This is a genomic window from Streptomyces tagetis, from assembly GCF_018069565.1.
Taxonomy (GTDB): Bacteria; Actinomycetota; Actinomycetes; order Streptomycetales; family Streptomycetaceae; genus Streptomyces; species Streptomyces tagetis.
On record NZ_JAGPNL010000008.1, the window covers coordinates 198,662 to 215,417 of the forward strand.

The window sequence follows — 16,756 nt, forward strand, 5'->3', positions numbered from 1 at the left end:
CGGCATCACCTGTACGAGGCCCTTCGTCCTGCCCCGGCGCGTCGTGACGGCGGGCGCAACGCGCCGCGCCCCCGCGAGGACGTCGGTGTGACGTCCTCGCGGGGGCGCAAAATGGCCTCCCTGCGTACCGCTAGGCGCGCAGCACGGCGCCCACCCGGTCGCCCGCGAGGGCCACCGCGGCGTCACGCGCCGCCGACGCCTCGTCGACCGTCAGCGTCCGGTCGCCCGCGCGGAACCGCAGCGCGTACGCCAGCGACTTGCGGCCCTCGCCGAGCTGCTCGGCGTTGTCGTAGACGTCGAACAGGCGGATGGACTCCAGCAGTTCGCCGGCGCCCTCGCGCAGCGCCGCCTCCACGTCCGCCGCGGGGACGTACGCGTCGACGACCAGGGCGACGTCCTGCGTGGCGACCGGGAAGGTGGAGATGCCCGGCGCCTGCGGGGTGTCGTCGCCGACCCGCTCCAGGACGTCGAGGTCCAGCTCCATCGCCGAGGTGCGGGCGGGCAGGCCGAGGGTCTTCACGACCCTCGGGTGCAGTTCGCCCGCGTGGCCGACGACGCGCTCGGCGCCGTCCTCGGTGACGACCAGCTCGGCGCAGCGGCCGGGGTGCCACGGGCCGTACTGGCCCTTGCGGACGGTGAGTTCGGCACCGGCCTCGCCGGCCACCGTGCGGGCGGCCTCGACCGCGTCGGCCCAGTCGGCCGGGCGTCCCTTGCCCCACCAGCCGGACTGCTCGCGGGCACCGGCCAGGACCACGGCGACGTGCCGGGGCTGCTCGGGCAGGGCGGCGTCCAGCGCGGCCAGTTCCTCGGCGCCGGGGCGCCGGTCGACGGCCGGGTGGACGGCGGTCCGCTCCTCCTCGCGCGGGTGGAAGACCAGTCCGGTCTCGAAGAGCGCCAGGTCGTGCGAGCCGCGCCCGTCGTTGCGGCGCAGCGCGCCGAGCAGACCGGGCAGCAGCGAGGTGCGCAGCGCGGGCTCCTCGTCGCTGAGCGGGTTGGTCAGCTTCACCACGCGCCGGGCCGGGTCGTCGGCCTCCAGTCCGAGCTGGTCGAAGACCTGCTCGGAGAGGAACGGGTAGCCGGGCGCCTCCACGTAGCCGGCGCCGGCCAGGGCGCGGCCGACGCGGCGGTGCAGCCGCTGGCGGTGGGTGAGGCCGCGGCCCGCCGGGGGTCTGGGCAGGGTGGTGGGCAGGTTCTCGTAGCCCTCCAGCCGGATGACCTCTTCGGCCAGGTCGTTCGGGTCGGTGAGGTCGGGCCGCCAGGACGGGACGGTGACGACCAGCTCGTCCTGCCCGTACACGTCACAGCCGACCTCCTGGAGGCGGCGTACGACGCTCTCCCGGCCGTAGGACATGCCCGCGACCTTGTCGGGGTGGTCGGCCGGGATGGTGATGGTGGTGGGGGCGCCCGGCGCGACGACCTCGGTGACGCCGGCCTCGGCGGTGCCGCCCGCGAGCAGCACCAGCAGGTCGACGGTGCGCTGGGCGGCGGCCGAGGCGGCCTTCGGGTCGACGCCGCGCTCGAAGCGCCGGGACGCCTCGGAGGAGAGCTTGTGGCGGCGGGCGGTGCGCGCGATGGACACGGCGTCGAAGTGGGCGGCCTCGATGACGACGTCGCCGGTGGCCTTGCCGGGGTCGTCGTGGTCGCCGATCTCGGTGTCGGCGCCGCCCATGACGCCGGCCAGGCCGATCGGGCCGCGCTCGTCGGTGATCACCAGGTCCTCGGCGTCGAGGGTGCGGGTGACGCCGTCGAGGGTGGTGAGCTTCTCGCCGGGCTCGGCGCGGCGCACGCCGATGGCGCCCTGGACGAGGGAGCGGTCGTAGGCGTGCAGCGGCTGGCCGATCTCCATCATCACGTAGTTGGTGATGTCGACGGCGAGGGAGATCGGGCGCATGCCGACCTTCTGGAGCCGGCGCCGGAGCCAGATCGGGGAGCGCGCGTCCGGGTTGAGCCCGGTCACGGTGCGGGCGGTGAACCGGTCGCAGCCGGCCGGGTCCGAGACCCGTACCGGGTGGCCGAAGGCGTTCGGGCCGGGGACGTCGATCAGGGCCGGGTCGCGCAGCGGCAGCCCGTAGGCGGTGGCGGCCTCGCGGGCCACGCCGCGGATCGAGAGGCAGTAGCCGCGGTCGGGGGTGACGGCGATGTCGAGGACCTCGTCGACCAGTTCCAGCAGCTCGATGGCGTCCTTGCCGGTCTCGGTCTCCGGCGGCAGGACGATGATGCCCTCGGTCCGGTCATCCCCCATGCCCAGCTCGTCGCTGGAGCAGATCATGCCGTGCGAGACCTTGCCGTAGGTCTTGCGGGCGGAGATGGCGAAGCCGCCGGGCAGCACGGCGCCGGGCAGGACCACGACGACCTTGTCGCCGACGGCGAAGTTGCGGGCGCCGCAGACGATCTCCTGCGGCTCGCCGGTGCCGTTGGCCGAGCCGACGTCGACGGTGCAGAAGCGGATCGGCTTCCGGAAGCCCTCCAGCTCCTCGATGGTCAGCACCCGGCCGACGACGAGCGGCCCCTTGAGGTCGGCGCCGAGGTGCTCGACCGTCTCGACCTCCAGACCGGCCGAAATCAGCTTGGCCTGCACGTCGCGGCCGGTCTCGGTGGCCGGCAGGTCGACGTACTCCCGCAGCCAGGAAAGCGGGACCCGCATCAGATCTCCATCCCGAACGGCCGGGTGAACCGGACGTCACCCTCGACCATGTCTCGCATGTCCTCGACGTTGTGGCGGAACATCAGCATCCGCTCGATGCCGAACCCGAAGGCGAAGCCGCTGTACTTCTCGGGGTCGACGCCGCAGGCGGTGAGCACCCGCGGGTTGACCATGCCGCAGCCGCCCAGCTCGATCCAGCCTTCGCTGGAGCAGGTGCGGCAGGGCCGGTCGGGGTTGCCGACGGAGGCGCCCTTGCAGACGTAGCAGAGCATGTCCATCTCGGCGGACGGCTCGGTGAAGGGGAAGAAGTTCGGCCGCAGCCGGGTCCTCATGCCCTCGCCGAACAGCGACTGGACCATGTGGTCCAGGGTGCCCTTGAGGTCGGCCATGGTCAGGCCCTCGTCGACGGCGAGCAGCTCGACCTGGTGGAAGACGGGGGTGTGGGTGGCGTCCAGCTCGTCGGTGCGGTACACGCGGCCGGGGCAGATCACGTAGACCGGCGGCTCGCGGTCGAGCAGGGAGCGGATCTGCACCGGCGAGGTGTGGGTGCGCAGCACGACGCCGGACTCGGTGCCGCCCTCGGGGCCGCGCACGAAGAACGTGTCGGCCTCGCCGCGGGCCGGGTGGTCCGGGCCGATGTTGAGGGCGTCGAAGTTGAACCACTCGGCCTCGGCCTCGGGGCCCTCGGCGACCTCGTAGCCCATGGCGACGAAGACGTCCTCGATGCGCTCCGAGAGCGTGGTGAGCGGGTGGCGGGCGCCGGCCGGGACGCGGTCGTAGGGCAGTGTGACGTCCACCGCCTCCTCGACCAGGACTCGGGCGTCGCGCTCGGCCTCCAGTTCGGCCTGGCGGGCGGCGAGCCCCTTGTTGACGGCGCCGCGGGCCTGGCCGACGCGCTTGCCGGCCTCGGCCTTGGCCTGCGGGGGCAGGGCGCCGATCTCACGGTTGGCCAGCGCCAGCGGGGAGGTGCCGCCGGTGTGGGCGACCTTGGCCTCCTGGAGCGCGTCGAGGGAGTCCGCGGCGGCGAAGGCGGCGAGCGCCTCGTCCCGCATGCGCTCGATCTCTTCCGGTTTCAACGCCTCGACCTCGACAGGGTCGTACGACTTATTCGGTGCCGACATCTCTTCCCGTGCTTCCGATTGGCTGGCTGATGGTCCCCGTCACCGGCTCGTGGACGAAGCGTCTCCGTCTGCGGGACACAAAGGTGCCAGACGCCGAGTCTAACGGGGCGGGGGAATGCGGATGCGCCCGTGGGGGCCGACGGCTCTCAGGTGAGGTACGCCGGTGCCGCCACGGGCAACGTAAATCGGAACTCGGCCCCGCCGCCGGAGGCCCGGCCGACGGTGATGGTGCCGCCGTGGGCCTCGACGATGCCCTGGACGATGTAGAGCCCGAGGCCGGTGCCGCCGCGCTTGCTGCCCCGCCAGAAGCGGGTGAAGACGCGGTTCATGGACTCCTCCGGGATACCGGGCCCCTCGTCGCTCACGGTGACCGACGTGCCGGCGTCCTCTCCCTCACGGGGGGACGCGGTGGGCGTGATGTCGATGGTGACGGTTCCCTCGCCGTGGCGCACCGCGTTTTCCAGCAGGTTGCTGAGCACCTGGTCGATCTTGTCCGGATCGGCCCACAGGGCGGGCAGCGGCTGGGAGAGGCGGAGCAGGAAGCGGTCGGCGGGCTGGCCCGCGGCGACGTACGCCTGGATGTGGCGGCCTACGGCGGCGCCGATGTCGACGGGCTGGCGGCGCACCTCCAGCCGGCCGGAGTCGATGCGGGAGATGTCGAGGAGTTCGGCGATGAGCCGGGTGACCCGGTCGGCGTCGGCGTCGACGGTCTCCAGCATCAGCCGCTTCTGGTCGTCGGTGAACCGCTCCCACTTGGCCAGCAGCGTCGCGGTGAACCCCTTGACGGAGGTGAGCGGGGAGCGCAGCTCGTGGGCGACGGTGGCGATCAGCTCGGCGTGGCTGCGCTCGGTGCGGCGGCGGGCCTCGGTGTCGCGCAGGGTGACGACGACGCGGTGGACGGGGCCGGTGGGCTCGGTGCGCACGTACCGGGCGCAGACGAGGACCTCCCGGCCGCCGGGCAGCAGCAGGTTCCGCTCGGGCTGGCGGACCCGGATGGCGAGGCCGCCGTAGGGGTCGGTGAGCTGCCACCAGCGTCGCCCGTCGAGGTCTTCTAAGGGGAGGACCTTCTCCAGGGGCTGTCCCAGCGCGTCGGCGGCGGCGACCGCGGTGATGCGGACGGCGGCGGTGTTGAAGCAGATGACGTGCCCGTGCTCGTCGGCGACGACGAGTCCGTCGGGCAGGTCGTCGGGGTCGAGGCCGAGGCCGGTGAGGTCCGCCGGACGGCGCGGCGCGGGGGGACGCCCCGTCCGGCCCGCTCCCGGTGCGCTGCTCGTGCCGACGCTCATCCCCGTACCCCACCTCTCAGCCGCGCAGGGCCCCGCGCTGGTCAGCCTACTAGCTCCCGGTGACGGAGCGGCACCCTCCGGCGGCGCGCTGTGCACGCGCCGACGCGTAGAGACATACGGCGGCGGCGGTCGCCAGGTTCAAGCTCTCGGCCATCCCGTGGATGGGGACGCGGACGACGGCGTCGGCGAGGGCCCGGGTCTCGGCCGGCAGGCCCCACGCCTCGTTGCCGAAGACCCAGGCGGTGGGGCCGCCCATGGTGCCCCCGTCCAGTTCGGCGTCGAGGTCGTCCTCGCCGGCCCCGTCGGCGGCCAGGACCCGGACGCCGGTCTCCCGCAGCCGCTCCACGGCCTCCTCGACGGGGACGCCGACGGCGACGGGCAGGTGGAACAGGGAGCCCACGGAGGCGCGGACGGCCTTCGGGTTGTACAGGTCGACGGAGGCGTCGGTGAGGACGACGGCCTCGGCGCCGGCCGCGTCGGCGCAGCGCAGCACGGTGCCGGCGTTGCCGGGGTCGCGGACGTGGGCGAGGACGGCGACGAGCCGGGGGCGGGCGGCGAGGATCTCCTCGAAGGGGGTGTCGAGGAAGCGGCAGACACCCACCAGGCCCTGCGGGGTGACGGTGGTGGAGATGTCCTCGATGACCTGGTCGGCGGCGAGGTGGACGCGGGCGCCGGCCTCGCGGGCGGCGCCGACCACGTCGGCGTGGCGTTCGGCGGCCTCGGCGGTGGTGAACAGTTCGACGAGGGTGGGGGTGCCGTCGCCGCGGTGTGCCGCCGCCTCCCGCACGGCCTGGGGTCCCTCGGTGAGGAAGAGGCGTTCCTTGCTGCGGGCGTTCCGCTTGGCCAGCCGCCGGGCGGCGGTGACGCGGGCCGAGCGGGGCGAGATCAGCTCAGGGGTGGCGGGGCGCATGTGTTCACCTTCGTCAGCGACTCTCCGCCGCGACGGGGTCGGGCCACGACGGCGGTTGTGGGATGCCGGCGGCGGATCGCCGCCGACGCAGCAGGACCCGCAGGCTTCAGCCTGCGGGTCCTGCTGTCACGTCGGCTCGGTGCGAGCGCAGCGTCACGCGGCCTTCGGCGCGTTGACGTCGCTCGGCAGCGCCTTCTGCGCGACCTCGACGAGCGCGGCGAACGCGCCGGCGTCGTTGACGGCCAGCTCGGCCAGGATCTTGCGGTCCACCTCGATGTTGGCGGCCTTCAGACCCTGGATGAAGCGGTTGTACGTGATGCCGTTGGCGCGGGCCGCAGCGTTGATGCGCTGGATCCAGAGCTGGCGGAAGTCACCCTTGCGCTTCTTGCGGTCGTTGTAGTTGTAGACCAGCGAGTGGGTGACCTGCTCCTTGGCCTTGCGGTACAGGCGCGAACGCTGACCGCGGTAGCCGGAGGCCTGCTCGAGGATCGCCCGGCGCTTCTTGTGGGCGTTGACTGCCCGCTTGACGCGTGCCACTTGTTAACTCCTTGTAGCGGGGCCGCGGTGGTCCTGACGCGGCCCGGAATCGAATGGGTCCCGGTCCTGACGGACGGCGCGCGCGGCCGGGTGGCCGGGCGCCGTCACGTCACTTGCCGAGAAGCTTCTTGATCTTCTTGGCGTCGCCCGGGGCCATCTCGGCGTTGCCGGTGAGGCGACGCGTCACACGGGACGACTTGTGCTCGAGCAGGTGGCGCTTGCCGGCGCGCTCACGCAGCACCTTGCCGGAGCCGGTGACCTTGAAGCGCTTGCTGGCACCGCTGTGCGTCTTGTTCTTCGGCATAGCGCCGTTCTCTCCTCGTCGGTGGCACTCCGGTGCCCGGTCGTGAAACCGGGCACGGTGGAGCGTCGCTCTTGTATCGGATACGACCGGGGGACTCACGCCCCCCGGATCATGCCTCGGCCGGAGCCTCGGTCTCGGCCGGAGCCTCGGCTTCGACCTCGGCGCCTTCCTCGGTCTCCTCGGTCTCGTCGGTCTCCGCGGCGTTCTGCGAGCGGCCGGGGTGGGCCTTCGCCTCCGCCTTGCGGGCCTCCTGCGCCTGGCGAGCCTCGGCCATCGCCTCGGTCTTCTTCTTGTGCGGACCGAGGACCATGATCATGTTGCGACCGTCCTGCTTCGGGTTCGACTCCACGAAACCGAGGTCCTGGACGTCTTCCGCGAGCCGCTGCAGCAGCCGGTAGCCGAGCTCCGGCCGGGACTGCTCACGACCGCGGAACATGATCGTGATCTTGACCTTGTCGCCCTGCTTGAGGAACCGGACGACATGACCCTTCTTGGTGTCATAGTCGTGCGGGTCGATCTTCGGCCGGAGCTTCATCTCCTTGATGACCGTGTGCGCCTGGTTCTTGCGCGCCTCACGGGCCTTCATGGCCGACTCGTACTTGAACTTCCCGTAGTCCATGAGCTTGCACACGGGCGGACGGGCGTTCGCCGCGACCTCGACGAGGTCGAGATCGTACTCCTGCGCAAGCTCCAGGGCCTTGGCAAGCGGGACAATCCCGACCTGCTCGCCGCTGGGACCGACAAGTCGCACCTCGGGAACGCGAATCCGGTCGTTGATGCGGGGCTCGGCGCTGATGGATCCTCCTCGGTAGCACCACGCGGCGGTCTGGCGGACGGCCGCGTTACGTCTGGGTTCTTGGACCTGACCGCACCGACGCACGAAAAATGCCCCGGACGATCACAGGCGGGGCTCCTCGGACTACTACCGGAGCACCGCCGCGATGGCCGCGGGGCGCGATTTCGGGCCGGTCGCCGCCACGAGGACGGAACCGCCTGACCGGTGACCCGCCGCCCCCAAGGACGGCCAGGTGGGAGTTCGGAGCCTCCACTTGTGGGCCGGGCTCGCACTGCCATGGGCGCGCGTGTCCGACCGGTCGTTACACAAGGTTAGCAGTTCGGGAACGCCCGCGCTAACCCGGTCTCCCCCGCCCTCCTGCCGTCGAGGGGGCGGTCGCGGGGCCCTATCGTGTGCGGCATGAGTGAGACCCCGCCAAAGACGCCCGACTTCGATGCCATGACCCGCGACATCGCCGAGGTCCCCGCGGTCGAGGTGATCGTGACGGTCGCCGTCAACCTGATGAGCGCCGCGGCCGTGAAGCTCGGTCTGTCCGACGAGGGCGAGGCCCACAAGGACCTGGACGAGGCCCGCAAGCTGGTGCACGCGCTGGCCGGGCTGCTGGACGCGAGCGCGACCGAGATCAGTTCCTTCCACGCGGCGCCGCTGCGCGACGGCCTGAAGTCGCTCCAGCTCGCCTTCCGCGAGGCGTCCCTGATCCCGGACGAGCCGGGCCAGGGACCGGGCGAGAAGTACACCGGCGCGGTCTACGGCTGACCCGCCCGGGGCCCGGTCCCCCGGGGCCGGGTCCTCCGGGGCCCGGTCCTAGGAGCGGGCCTCTTCCCGTACGTACAAGGGCTCGCCCGGCGGCGTCGCCCCGGCCGGCAGTACCGCCAGGTCGAGGCCGCGCACCAGGCGGGCCCGCAGCGTCTCGTCGGCGGCCATCCGCCCGGCGACGGCGCGGGCGGCCTCGGCGGGGGCCGCGGCCGGGTCGAGGACGAGGGCCAGGGTGCCGTCGGCCTGGCCGGGGCCGAGGTGGGCGCGGAGCACGGCGGGCTCGGCGGCCACGGCCCGGCGCACGGCCTCGACGACGGCCGGGTCGGCGAGCGGATCGGTGCTCGTACGGCCCTCGGCGAGCGCGATCAGGGCCTGTCCGGTCAGTTCGAACGGCACCGGTCCGGCCAGGTCCAGTACGACCGTGTCCGCCTTCTCGTGCGCGGCGGCCTGGAGCGCCTGGTGCAGCGGGACGGCGACCGGACGGGCGGCGGGGTCCCAGCGGGCGAGGGAGTCGGTGGAGGTGAAGGCGGGAAGCGCGGTGCGTCGGCCGGCCTTCAGGGTGGGGACGGCCATGTCGCTGGTCTTCTCGCGGCGCAGCCCGTTCTCGTCCTCCTCCACCTCGCCGAGGACGGCCACGACGGGCACCAGCAGCCGGGTGCCCTTGAGGGCGGTGAGGACCGGTTCGAGCGCGGTGCGGTCCTCGGCCCACGCCGCGAGCGCCGCGCTCAGCCGGGGGTCGGCGGAGCCGTCGTCGTCGGCGTACGGGGAGTCGGGGATGTTCTTGTCGGCCACGGTCCCGACCCTACCGAGGGACCGGCCGTCCCTCCCGCGCGGGCCCGGACGGACCGGGTGTCCGGGGCCGGGCGGACCGGGTCACCGGGCCGGGCGGACCGGGTCACGGTGGCCCGGCGGGTCCTGGTGGCGCGGCGGGTCCTGGTGGGTGTGGTCGTCGGATGTTGTCGTTGGGCGTGGTCGTCGGTGGGGGCGGGGTGGTCGGGGTGCCGCTCGGAGGTGGTCGGCCTTCACGGGATTCTCAGGCGCCGCTGACCGGGTTCTCATCCGGCACCTGGGGCACGCACAGGGACCGGCCGCAGCATCGCCGCCATGGAACCCACCCGTACCGGCCGGGGCCGCCGCCGTGTCGTGCCGTCCGCCGCCCTCGCCGTCGCCGTCGCCCTCCTCGGTGTCACGGGGGCGGGCACCGGGTACGTGACGGCGCCGCTGTCCCTGGCCACCTGGCCCGTATCGTCGTCGGCGTCGGGTGACACGGGTGGGGAGGCCGGGGTGGACGGGGCGGACGGTACGGCGGAGGCTGCCGTGGACCATGACGCGCTGCTGGCGGAGGCCATGACGGCGGTGCCCGTGCCGGACGGCGCCGAGGTGTCGGTGGCGGTGCTCGACCCGGACTCCGGCCGCGCCGCCTCGTACGGGGCGGGCCCCTTCGAGACCGCCAGCATCGTCAAGGTCGACGTCCTGGCGACGCTGCTGCTCCGGGCGGGCGACGAGGGACGTGAGCTGACCGGCGAGGAGACGGCACAGGCCGCCGCGATGATCGAGCACAGCGACAACGACGCGACCTCCGCCCTGTGGCGGACGATCGGCGGCGCGCAGGGCCTCGACGCGGCGAACGCGCGGTTCGGACTGAGGGAGACGACGGCCGGCGAGGACGGCCTGTGGGGGCTCACCCGGACCACGGCGCGTGACCAGATCACCCTGCTGCGGCAGGTGTTCGTGGCGAAGGGCTCCCTGCTGGACGCGGACGCGCGGGCGTACGTACGGACGCTGATGGGGCGGATCGCCGAGGGCCAGCGGTGGGGCGTGTCGGCGGCGGCCGACGGTTCGGCGTGGGCGCTGAAGAACGGCTGGCTGCGGCGGAGCACGACGGGGCTGTGGGTGATCGACAGCGTCGGGCGGGTGACGTCCGGGGGCCGTGAGGTCCTGGTGGCGGTGCTGACCCGGGGCGGGGCGACGCGGGAAGCGGGCATCTCGCTGGCCGAGGCGACCGCACGGGCGGCGGTCGGCGTGGTGGCGTGAGCCTTGTGGCGGGACGGCGTGAGTCCTGTGGCCGTGGTGGCGTGAGTCCTGTGGCCGTGGTGGCGTGAGTCCTGTGGCCGGGGCCCTGGTGCCTTGGGCTCGTGGGGTCAGAAGGGTTCGGGGCGGTTGCGGCGACCCCGCCAGAGGATGACGGCGGTGACGATCAGTACGCCGCCCGCGCTGCCGGCCAGCGGGGCCGCCCACGCCGCGGGCCCGTCGTCGGAGTCGGCGGCTTGCGGTCCGGTGCCGAAGAACTTGTCGCCGTGGGCCGTGGAGTCGACGCCCTCCGGCGTGAGGCGGGCCGCCGCCTCGATGGCCGCCGCGGGGTCCACGAGGCCGAAGCCCCGGGAGTCGTCCCGGCCGCCCGTGGGGGCGTTGCGGGCGGTGTCCTCCAGGAGCCTCTTGACCTGGGCCGGGGTGAGGTCCGGGTGGGCCGCCCTGACCAGTGCGGCGGCCCCGGAGACGAAGGCGGCGGCGGCGCTGGTGCCCCAGCCCTCGTAGTACCGGTGGTCGGGGTCGGCGATGATCACGTCGACGCCGGGGGCGCTGACGGTGGCGTACCAGCGGCGGGTGGAGAAGGCGGCGCGGGTGCCGTAGCGGTCGACGGCGGTCGCGGCGATCACGCCGGGGTAGGCGGCCGGGTAGGAGACGTGGTCGCCCTTCTCGCCGCCGTTGCCCGCGGAGGCGACGACGACCACGCCCTGGCGCAGGGCGTACTGGATGGCCTCGTCCTCGGATGCCTCGGGGTGGGCGGAGTCCGAGTCGTCGCCGAGGGAGAGGTTGATGACGTCGGCCCCGTTGTCGGCGGCCCAGCGGATGCCCTCGGCGAGCGCGTTGCCGCGGCTCTCGCGGGCCTTGGCGCGGGCCGGGTCGCCGTCCTCCAGGATCACCCGGACGGGCAGGATGCCGGCCTCGGGGGCGATGCCCAGGACGCCGTCGCCGTTGCCGGGCCCGTGGCCGTGACCGGCGATGATCCCGGCCATGGCGGTGCCGTGCCGGGCCCACGCCCGGTCGCCCTCGCTCGCGCCGAAGCCGACCAGGTCCTTGCCGGGCAGGACGTTGCCGACGAGGTCGGGGTGGTCGGCCTCGACCCCGGTGTCCAGCACGGCGACGGTGACGCCGGCGCCCTTGGTGGTCCGCCAGACCTCCTGGGTGCGCAGGGCGTCCAGGCCCCACTGCTGGGCGCGGATGCCGTCGGCGTGGGCGGCGGGCGCCGGGACGAGGGCGAGGGCTGCGGCGAGGAAGAGGCTCAGGGCGGCCGTCCGCCGGGTTCCGTTGGTGTTCACGAGGGCTGCTCCGTGGGCGGGCCGACGTTCTTGCGCAGGGCACGTTCGACGCGGTCGGCGAGGCCCCGCGCCTCGTGGCCGAGGCCGGCCTGCGCGGGGGCCGAGTCGGCGCCGGACTCCAGCGCCCGCCCGGCGGGTTCGGGTGTGTCGACGGTGCGGCCGTCGGCCCAGCCGGAGACCGCGTAGACGACGACGGGGGCGTCGGTGAGCACCGAGACGGTCCACGCGGCCCGCTGCCGCGCGCCGAACCCCTCGGCGACGGTGCCCTTCCGCGCGTACGGCAGCGGCACCAGATCGGTGCGCTCGGCCAGGTGCTCCTTCTCGAAGCGGGCCTTGAGCGCGGTCATGGCGGCGGCGTCGCCCCGGGTGAAGAGGAGGCCGACGGTGGTGACGTGGCTGCGGGTGGCGTCGGCGTAGGTGGCGCGCAGCAGGCGGCGGCAGCCGACGGGGGCGAGGACCTTGTCGAGCAGCGGGTCGAGGGCCTTGGCGCAGTCGCCGTCGGGGGCGACGGCGATCCGGGTCCAGGTGCGGTCGGCGCTGCCGGGTCCGGCGCCCTGGCCCTGCACGGTGGGCGGGAACAGCTCGTCGACCGGGACGCTGTGCCACAACTCCGCCGCCTCGGTGAAGGCGCTGCGTTCGCCGCCGTCGCCGGAGTCCCCGGCGAGCCAACTGCCGGTGACGGCGCCGGTGACGAGGCCCATCCCGAGGACGAGGCAGACGGCTGCGGCGACGGCCTGCGGGCCCAGCCGGCCGCCGAGCGGGCGGGGGCGGGCGTGCGCGTCGTACCCCTCGGGCTGCCCGAAGGTCACGAACGGCCGTCCCTCGGGCGCCGGGTGGGCGGACCAGGACAGCGCCGGGTCGGGCGGGGAGACGTCGGGGCGGACGCGCCGCAGTCGCGTGGTCGTCTCCGACGGGCTCTCGGCGGACCGGTGGCCCTGCCGGGCCGCGCTCGCCACGTCGGCGGGGTACGGGGAGACGGGGCGGGGTGCCTCGCCCGGGGGGAAGGGCGGTGCCGGGGAGGGGCTCCGGTGGGGGGCGGGGGCTTCGGTGGTGGTGCTGGTGGGAGCGGTGGGGGTGGTGGGAGCGGTGGGAGCGGTTCCCGTGGGGGTGCCCTCGCCGCCGCTGTCTCCCGGGTACGGGGTGGCCGGGCGGGGCGGGGGCTGGGGTGCCGGGTCGTTTCGCCACGGGGCCCCGGGGCTCGGGGCCATGGGGGACGTCGAGGGACGGTAGGGCGACGGGGGCACACGGCGGGAGGGTGCCGGCGGTACGCCGACGGTGGTGCCGGACGGCTCGCGGGGGGCGCCCGCGGGTGGGGCGGCCGGCGTGCCGCTGCCGTTCGTGGCGGGGCGTCCGACGGTCGGCGGGGCGTCGGGGAAGCGGGTGGAGGCGAGCGGGGGCGCGGGCTCGGTGTCCTGGGGGTCGGCGAGCCGGAACCGCGGGAAACGGTGGGGCGCGTCGGGGCCGCCGGTCGCGGTGTCACGGGGTGCGGCGGAGGGACGGCCGGGGGCGCGCGGTGGCGTGTCGGCACTGGTGCGGGGGTGCGGCGTGTCGGCACCGTTGCGGCGTGTCGGGTCGGCGGGTGACGGCGTGTCGGCGCCCTCGGGGCGGGCGGACGGCGTGTCGGCGCGCGAGGGGGAGGAAGGGCCCGGCTGTGTGCCGTCGGGGCGCGGTGACCAGATGTCGGCACCGGGGCGGGCGCCACGCCGCGGCGGCGCGTCGTCGACCGTGGTGCGCGAAGACGGCGTGTCGGCACCCGGCGGCGTACCGGTGCCCGATGTCGTACCGCCAGGGCGGGGTGACCACGTGTCGGCACCCGGGAGCGCGCCACGCCGAGACGGCGCGTCGCCTTCACCCGGGCGCGACGACGGCGTGTCGCCACGCTCGGTGTCCGCACCCGTGCCCGCGCCACGCCGAGACGGCGTGTCGCCCGCCCCGGTGCGTGTCGACGGCGTGTCGCCACGCGAGGAACCACCGGCCTCCGACGACGAGCCGCCGGACCGCGACGACCACGTGTCGGCACCCGGCAGCGCGCCACGCCGAGACGGCGTGTCACCCTCACCAGCGCGCGACATCGGCGCGTCGCCACCCGACCGCTCACCGGCCCCCGACGACGCGTCACCAGACCGCGACACCCACCTGTCGGCACCCGGGAGCCCGCCACGCCGCGACGGCGTGTCACCGACCGGGGTGCGCGAAGACGGCGTGTCGCCCTCGCCCCGGCGCGGCGGCGCCGCAGCGTCGGCGGAGTCGGCGGAGTCGGCCGGGTGGGATGGGGCCGACGGTATGGAGGGCGGGCCGGAGGGGCGCGGGGGGTGGGGGGCGCGGCGCGCGTCCGTGCTCATGCACCCCCCGTTTCCTCGGGCCCGAGCCGATCCGTCCGGCGCGGGCCGGTCTTCTCCTGCCCTGGCCCCGGCGGACAAGCCGTCCCGGGCACGCATACCCGCACGGGGGGAGCGCCATCCGGCGCGGAGCACACGCCCTTGTCACCAGGGCGGTTCCGCCGTGCGTGCGCGTCACTCTACGGCGTGTCCAGGCATGCGGGGGAACCAGTCCGGCACGGCCGTGGCATTGGCCCGGAACATCCCCCTACCCTCGGGTAATCCGGTCTGGCAGGCTGCGTCCATGACTGCGCGAGCCGCCGACCGGGCCCGTTACGACCGGGCCACCGCCCATCTGGACGCCCCCGTGGCGATCGTGGACCTGGATGCCTTCGACGCCAACGCGGACGATCTGGTCCGCCGGGCGGGAGGCAAACCGGTCCGGGTGGCCAGCAAGTCCGTACGCTGCCGGGCCCTGCTCGAACGGGTGCTGGCCAGGGACGGGTTCGCGGGCGTCATGTCGTTCACGCTGGCCGAGTCGCTGTGGCTGGCCCGCTCCGGTTTCGACGACGTCCTGCTCGCCTACCCGTCGGCGGACCGCGCCGGGTTCGCCGAGCTGACCGCCGATCCCAAGCCGGCCGCCGCCGTGACGGTGATGATCGACGACCCGGCCCAGCTCGATCTGGTGGACGCGGCGCGCGGCGACGGCCGTGAAGTGGTGCGAGTCTGCCTGGAGTTGGACACCTCGCTGCGGATGCTGGGCGGACGGGTGCGGGTCGGGGCGCGGCGTTCGCCGCTGCACTCCCCCGCCGAGGTGGCCGATCTGGCGCGCGCGGTGGCCCGCCGGCCCGGTTTCCGGGTCGTCGGGATCATGGCGTACGAGGGGCATGTGGCCGGAGTCGGGGACGCGGTGGCGGGGCGTCCGCTGCGGTCGCGGGCGATCCGGCTGATGCAGGCCGCGGCCCGCCGTGAACTGGCCGAGCGGCGGGCCGCCGTGGTGCGGGCGGTGCGGGAGGTCGTGCCGGACCTGGAGTTCGTCAACGGGGGCGGGACCGGCAGTGTGCAGCACACCGCCGCGGAGGACGCGGTGACGGAGGTGGCCGCGGGGTCGGGGCTGTACGTGCCGCGCCTGTTCGACCACTACACGTCCTTCCGGGGCCGTCCGGCGGCTCTGTTCGCGCAGCCGGTGGTGCGCCGGCCCGGCGTCGGGTCGGTGACGGTGCTGGGCGGTGGCTACCCGGCCTCCGGTGTGGCCGGGCCCGACCGGCTGCCGGTGCCGTACCTGCCCGAGGGGCTGCGCTACGACCCCCAGGAGGGCGCCGGCGAGGTGCAGACGCCGCTGCTCGGCTCCGCCGCCGACGACCTGCTGATCGGCGACAAGGTGTGGTTCCGGCACGCCAAGGCCGGTGAGCTGTGCGAGCGGTTCGACGCGCTGCACCTGGTGGAGGGGGACGCGGTGACGGCGACGGTGCCGACGTACCGGGGCGAGGGGCACACCTTCCTCTGACAGGCGCACGGGACCGGCACACGGGACCGGCCCTCTGGCACAGGACCGGCATACGGGGCCGACCCCCTGACACGAGATCGGCCCCCTGACGCGGGACCCGCCCCCTGACACAGGACCGGCACCCGCCTCACCCCGCGCTCCGCATCCCCCTCACCGCCGCCGCCTCATCCGGAAGGCCCGATCCCGCTCCCCACGCCGCCGCCCGTGTCCGCGTCGCCCACCGGGCGGATGCCCTTGGTGATCAGGTCCATGTCGGTCAGCGGCGGCCCGTCCTCCCCGGCGTCGAAGACGTACCGCACGAGGATCGGCGACTCGGTGCCGACGGTGGACGGGAAGACCATCGACTGCACGTATCCGCCGGGGCCCTCGGCCGTCGTGACCCGCCAGCGCACGTAGTACCCGGCGCGTCCGGCGACCGCGACCGGGCCGGAGCCGACCGTCTCGTGGGACGTCATGCCGCCGAAGGGCTTGCTGTCGAGGACGTCGTGGTCGTAGGCGGACTCGGCGGCCTCCTCGATGTCCTCGCGGGCCAGCGCCTCCGGGGAGGTCTCGGCGGTGGCGGTCACGGTGCGGGAGAGGACGAGTCCGTGCCGGCACACGCCGCCGTCCGCCGGGCAGCGGTAGGTGCCGTCGGTGGTCATGACGACGTCGGCCCCGGAGACGTTCCGGGGCCGTACCCAGCCGTCGGGGAGCGGGAAGGTGATGCCGTTGAGCTGGTCCTCGACGACGGCCGGATCGTCGGCGGAGGGCGCGGAGGAGGCGGGTGCCGGGGTCGTCGGGTTGCCGCTCGCCGGGTCGGCGGCCGGGGCCGAGGAGACGGGCGGGGTGCGGGCGTCCGTCTCGCCGCCGCCGTCGTCGCGGATCAGGACGGCGGCGGCGACCACCGCGGCGACGAGCACGGCCGCGGCGGTGGTCAGGGCGACCGCCCTGGCCCGCGCGGGCGCCGGGTGCCCGGGGCCGGAGCCGGCGTACAGCGGCACGGTCGACGGCTCGGGCGGGTACGCGGCCGGTCCGGGCGGGTACGTACCCGCGGGCCCGGGGGCCTCGGGGGCGCGGCGGTGCTCGGTCCAGGCCGTTCCGTCCCACCAGCGCTCCTGGTGCGGGGCCGACGGGTCGGGGTACCAGCCGGGCGGAGGCGTCATGCTCATCCCGGCACTGTAAAACGGCGGCCCGTACGGCTGTCACCCCGCCGGGGAATCCCGCCGCCCGCCCGGTGCCGCGGGCCCGCCGCCGCGCCGAGCGCGTGGCCGGGGCCGC

At 74.8% G+C, this 16,756-nt stretch carries 14 protein-coding genes; 3 read left to right on the forward strand and 11 right to left on the reverse strand.

The annotated features are described in order from the left end of the window. Positions 1-130: 130 nt before the first annotated feature. The 7 genes from pheT to infC all read right to left on the reverse strand — a co-directional run bounded on the left by pheT (position 131) and on the right by infC (position 7,598). Positions 131-2,644, reverse strand: coding sequence for a phenylalanine--tRNA ligase subunit beta (gene pheT / locus J5Y05_RS25275; RefSeq protein ID WP_210875377.1), 2,514 nt, complete (start codon positions 2,642-2,644; stop codon positions 131-133). Further along, positions 2,644-3,765 (reverse strand): phenylalanine--tRNA ligase subunit alpha, encoded by a 1,122-nt coding sequence (gene pheS / locus J5Y05_RS25280; RefSeq protein WP_210875378.1) that lies wholly within the window; start codon positions 3,763-3,765, stop codon positions 2,644-2,646. The genes pheT and pheS overlap by 1 nt, the downstream gene beginning before the upstream one ends. A 146-nt stretch (positions 3,766-3,911) precedes the next feature. Continuing rightward, on the reverse strand, positions 3,912-5,051 hold the full coding sequence (locus tag J5Y05_RS25285; RefSeq protein WP_210875379.1) for a sensor histidine kinase: 1,140 nt from the start codon (positions 5,049-5,051) through the stop codon (positions 3,912-3,914). 49 nt (positions 5,052-5,100) lie between these two features. Next, positions 5,101-5,961, reverse strand: a complete 861-nt coding sequence (locus J5Y05_RS25290; protein WP_210875380.1) for a TrmH family RNA methyltransferase — start codon at positions 5,959-5,961, stop codon at positions 5,101-5,103. Between the two features lie 153 nt (positions 5,962-6,114). Further along, positions 6,115-6,498: a 50S ribosomal protein L20 gene (gene rplT, locus J5Y05_RS25295; protein ID WP_019325184.1), complete on the reverse strand. Its 384-nt coding sequence runs from the start codon at positions 6,496-6,498 to the stop codon at positions 6,115-6,117. Positions 6,499-6,607: 109 nt separating this feature from the next. Then, positions 6,608-6,802, reverse strand: a complete 195-nt coding sequence (rpmI, locus tag J5Y05_RS25300) for a 50S ribosomal protein L35 (protein WP_055574739.1) — start codon at positions 6,800-6,802, stop codon at positions 6,608-6,610. Between the two features lie 109 nt (positions 6,803-6,911). After that, on the reverse strand, positions 6,912-7,598 hold the full coding sequence (infC, locus tag J5Y05_RS25305) for a translation initiation factor IF-3 (protein WP_210875538.1): 687 nt from the start codon (positions 7,596-7,598) through the stop codon (positions 6,912-6,914). 399 nt (positions 7,599-7,997) lie between these two features. On the opposite strand from infC, the gene J5Y05_RS25310 reads away from it, so the two are divergent. Beyond that, positions 7,998-8,354 carry a DUF1844 domain-containing protein gene (locus J5Y05_RS25310; RefSeq protein WP_210875381.1) on the forward strand — a complete coding sequence of 119 codons (357 nt, stop codon included), beginning with the start codon at positions 7,998-8,000 and terminating at the stop codon, positions 8,352-8,354. Positions 8,355-8,402: 48 nt separating this feature from the next. Here J5Y05_RS25310 and J5Y05_RS25315 read toward each other — a convergent pair whose 3' ends face one another. Continuing rightward, on the reverse strand, positions 8,403-9,146 hold the full coding sequence (locus J5Y05_RS25315) for an SseB family protein (protein WP_210875382.1): 744 nt from the start codon (positions 9,144-9,146) through the stop codon (positions 8,403-8,405). A 312-nt stretch (positions 9,147-9,458) separates the two neighbouring features. Between J5Y05_RS25315 and J5Y05_RS25320 the strand changes: the two genes are divergently transcribed. After that, on the forward strand, positions 9,459-10,388 hold the full coding sequence (locus tag J5Y05_RS25320; protein WP_210875383.1) for a serine hydrolase: 930 nt from the start codon (positions 9,459-9,461) through the stop codon (positions 10,386-10,388). 107 nt (positions 10,389-10,495) lie between these two features. On the opposite strand, the gene mycP is transcribed toward J5Y05_RS25320, so the two are convergent. Both mycP and J5Y05_RS25330 read right to left on the reverse strand, forming a co-directional pair. After that, on the reverse strand, positions 10,496-11,674 hold the full coding sequence (gene mycP / locus J5Y05_RS25325; RefSeq protein WP_210875384.1) for a type VII secretion-associated serine protease mycosin: 1,179 nt from the start codon (positions 11,672-11,674) through the stop codon (positions 10,496-10,498). Further along, positions 11,671-12,630 (reverse strand): hypothetical protein, encoded by a 960-nt coding sequence (locus J5Y05_RS25330; RefSeq protein WP_307854085.1) that lies wholly within the window; start codon positions 12,628-12,630, stop codon positions 11,671-11,673. Before J5Y05_RS25330 ends, mycP begins: the two co-directional genes overlap by 4 nt. Before the next feature lie 1,666 nt (positions 12,631-14,296). Between J5Y05_RS25330 and J5Y05_RS25335 the strand changes: the two genes are divergently transcribed. Next, positions 14,297-15,499, forward strand: coding sequence for an amino acid deaminase/aldolase (locus J5Y05_RS25335; protein ID WP_210875385.1), 1,203 nt, complete (start codon positions 14,297-14,299; stop codon positions 15,497-15,499). A 164-nt stretch (positions 15,500-15,663) separates the two neighbouring features. Here J5Y05_RS25335 and J5Y05_RS25340 read toward each other — a convergent pair whose 3' ends face one another. Next, entirely contained in the window at positions 15,664-16,641 is a 978-nt protein-coding gene (locus tag J5Y05_RS25340; RefSeq protein WP_210875540.1) for a DUF2510 domain-containing protein, read from the reverse strand. Between the last annotated feature and the right edge of the window lie 115 nt (positions 16,642-16,756).

Excerpts from the sequence above, each read along its gene's own strand:
- pheS (WP_210875378.1), bottom strand. The coding sequence starts at position 3,765 with ATGTCGGCACCGAATAAGTCGTACGACCCTGTCGAGGTCGAGGCGTTG.
- J5Y05_RS25285 (WP_210875379.1), bottom strand. The coding sequence starts at position 5,051 with ATGAGCGTCGGCACGAGCAGCGCACCGGGAGCGGGCCGGACGGGGCGT.
- J5Y05_RS25335 (WP_210875385.1), top strand. The coding sequence starts at position 14,297 with ATGACTGCGCGAGCCGCCGACCGGGCCCGTTACGACCGGGCCACCGCC.
- J5Y05_RS25310 (WP_210875381.1), top strand. The coding sequence starts at position 7,998 with ATGAGTGAGACCCCGCCAAAGACGCCCGACTTCGATGCCATGACCCGC.
- rpmI (WP_055574739.1), bottom strand. The coding sequence starts at position 6,802 with ATGCCGAAGAACAAGACGCACAGCGGTGCCAGCAAGCGCTTCAAGGTC.
- J5Y05_RS25320 (WP_210875383.1), top strand. The coding sequence starts at position 9,459 with ATGGAACCCACCCGTACCGGCCGGGGCCGCCGCCGTGTCGTGCCGTCC.
- pheT (WP_210875377.1), bottom strand. The coding sequence starts at position 2,644 with ATGCGGGTCCCGCTTTCCTGGCTGCGGGAGTACGTCGACCTGCCGGCC.
- J5Y05_RS25290 (WP_210875380.1), bottom strand. The coding sequence starts at position 5,961 with ATGCGCCCCGCCACCCCTGAGCTGATCTCGCCCCGCTCGGCCCGCGTC.
- J5Y05_RS25340 (WP_210875540.1), bottom strand. The coding sequence starts at position 16,641 with ATGACGCCTCCGCCCGGCTGGTACCCCGACCCGTCGGCCCCGCACCAG.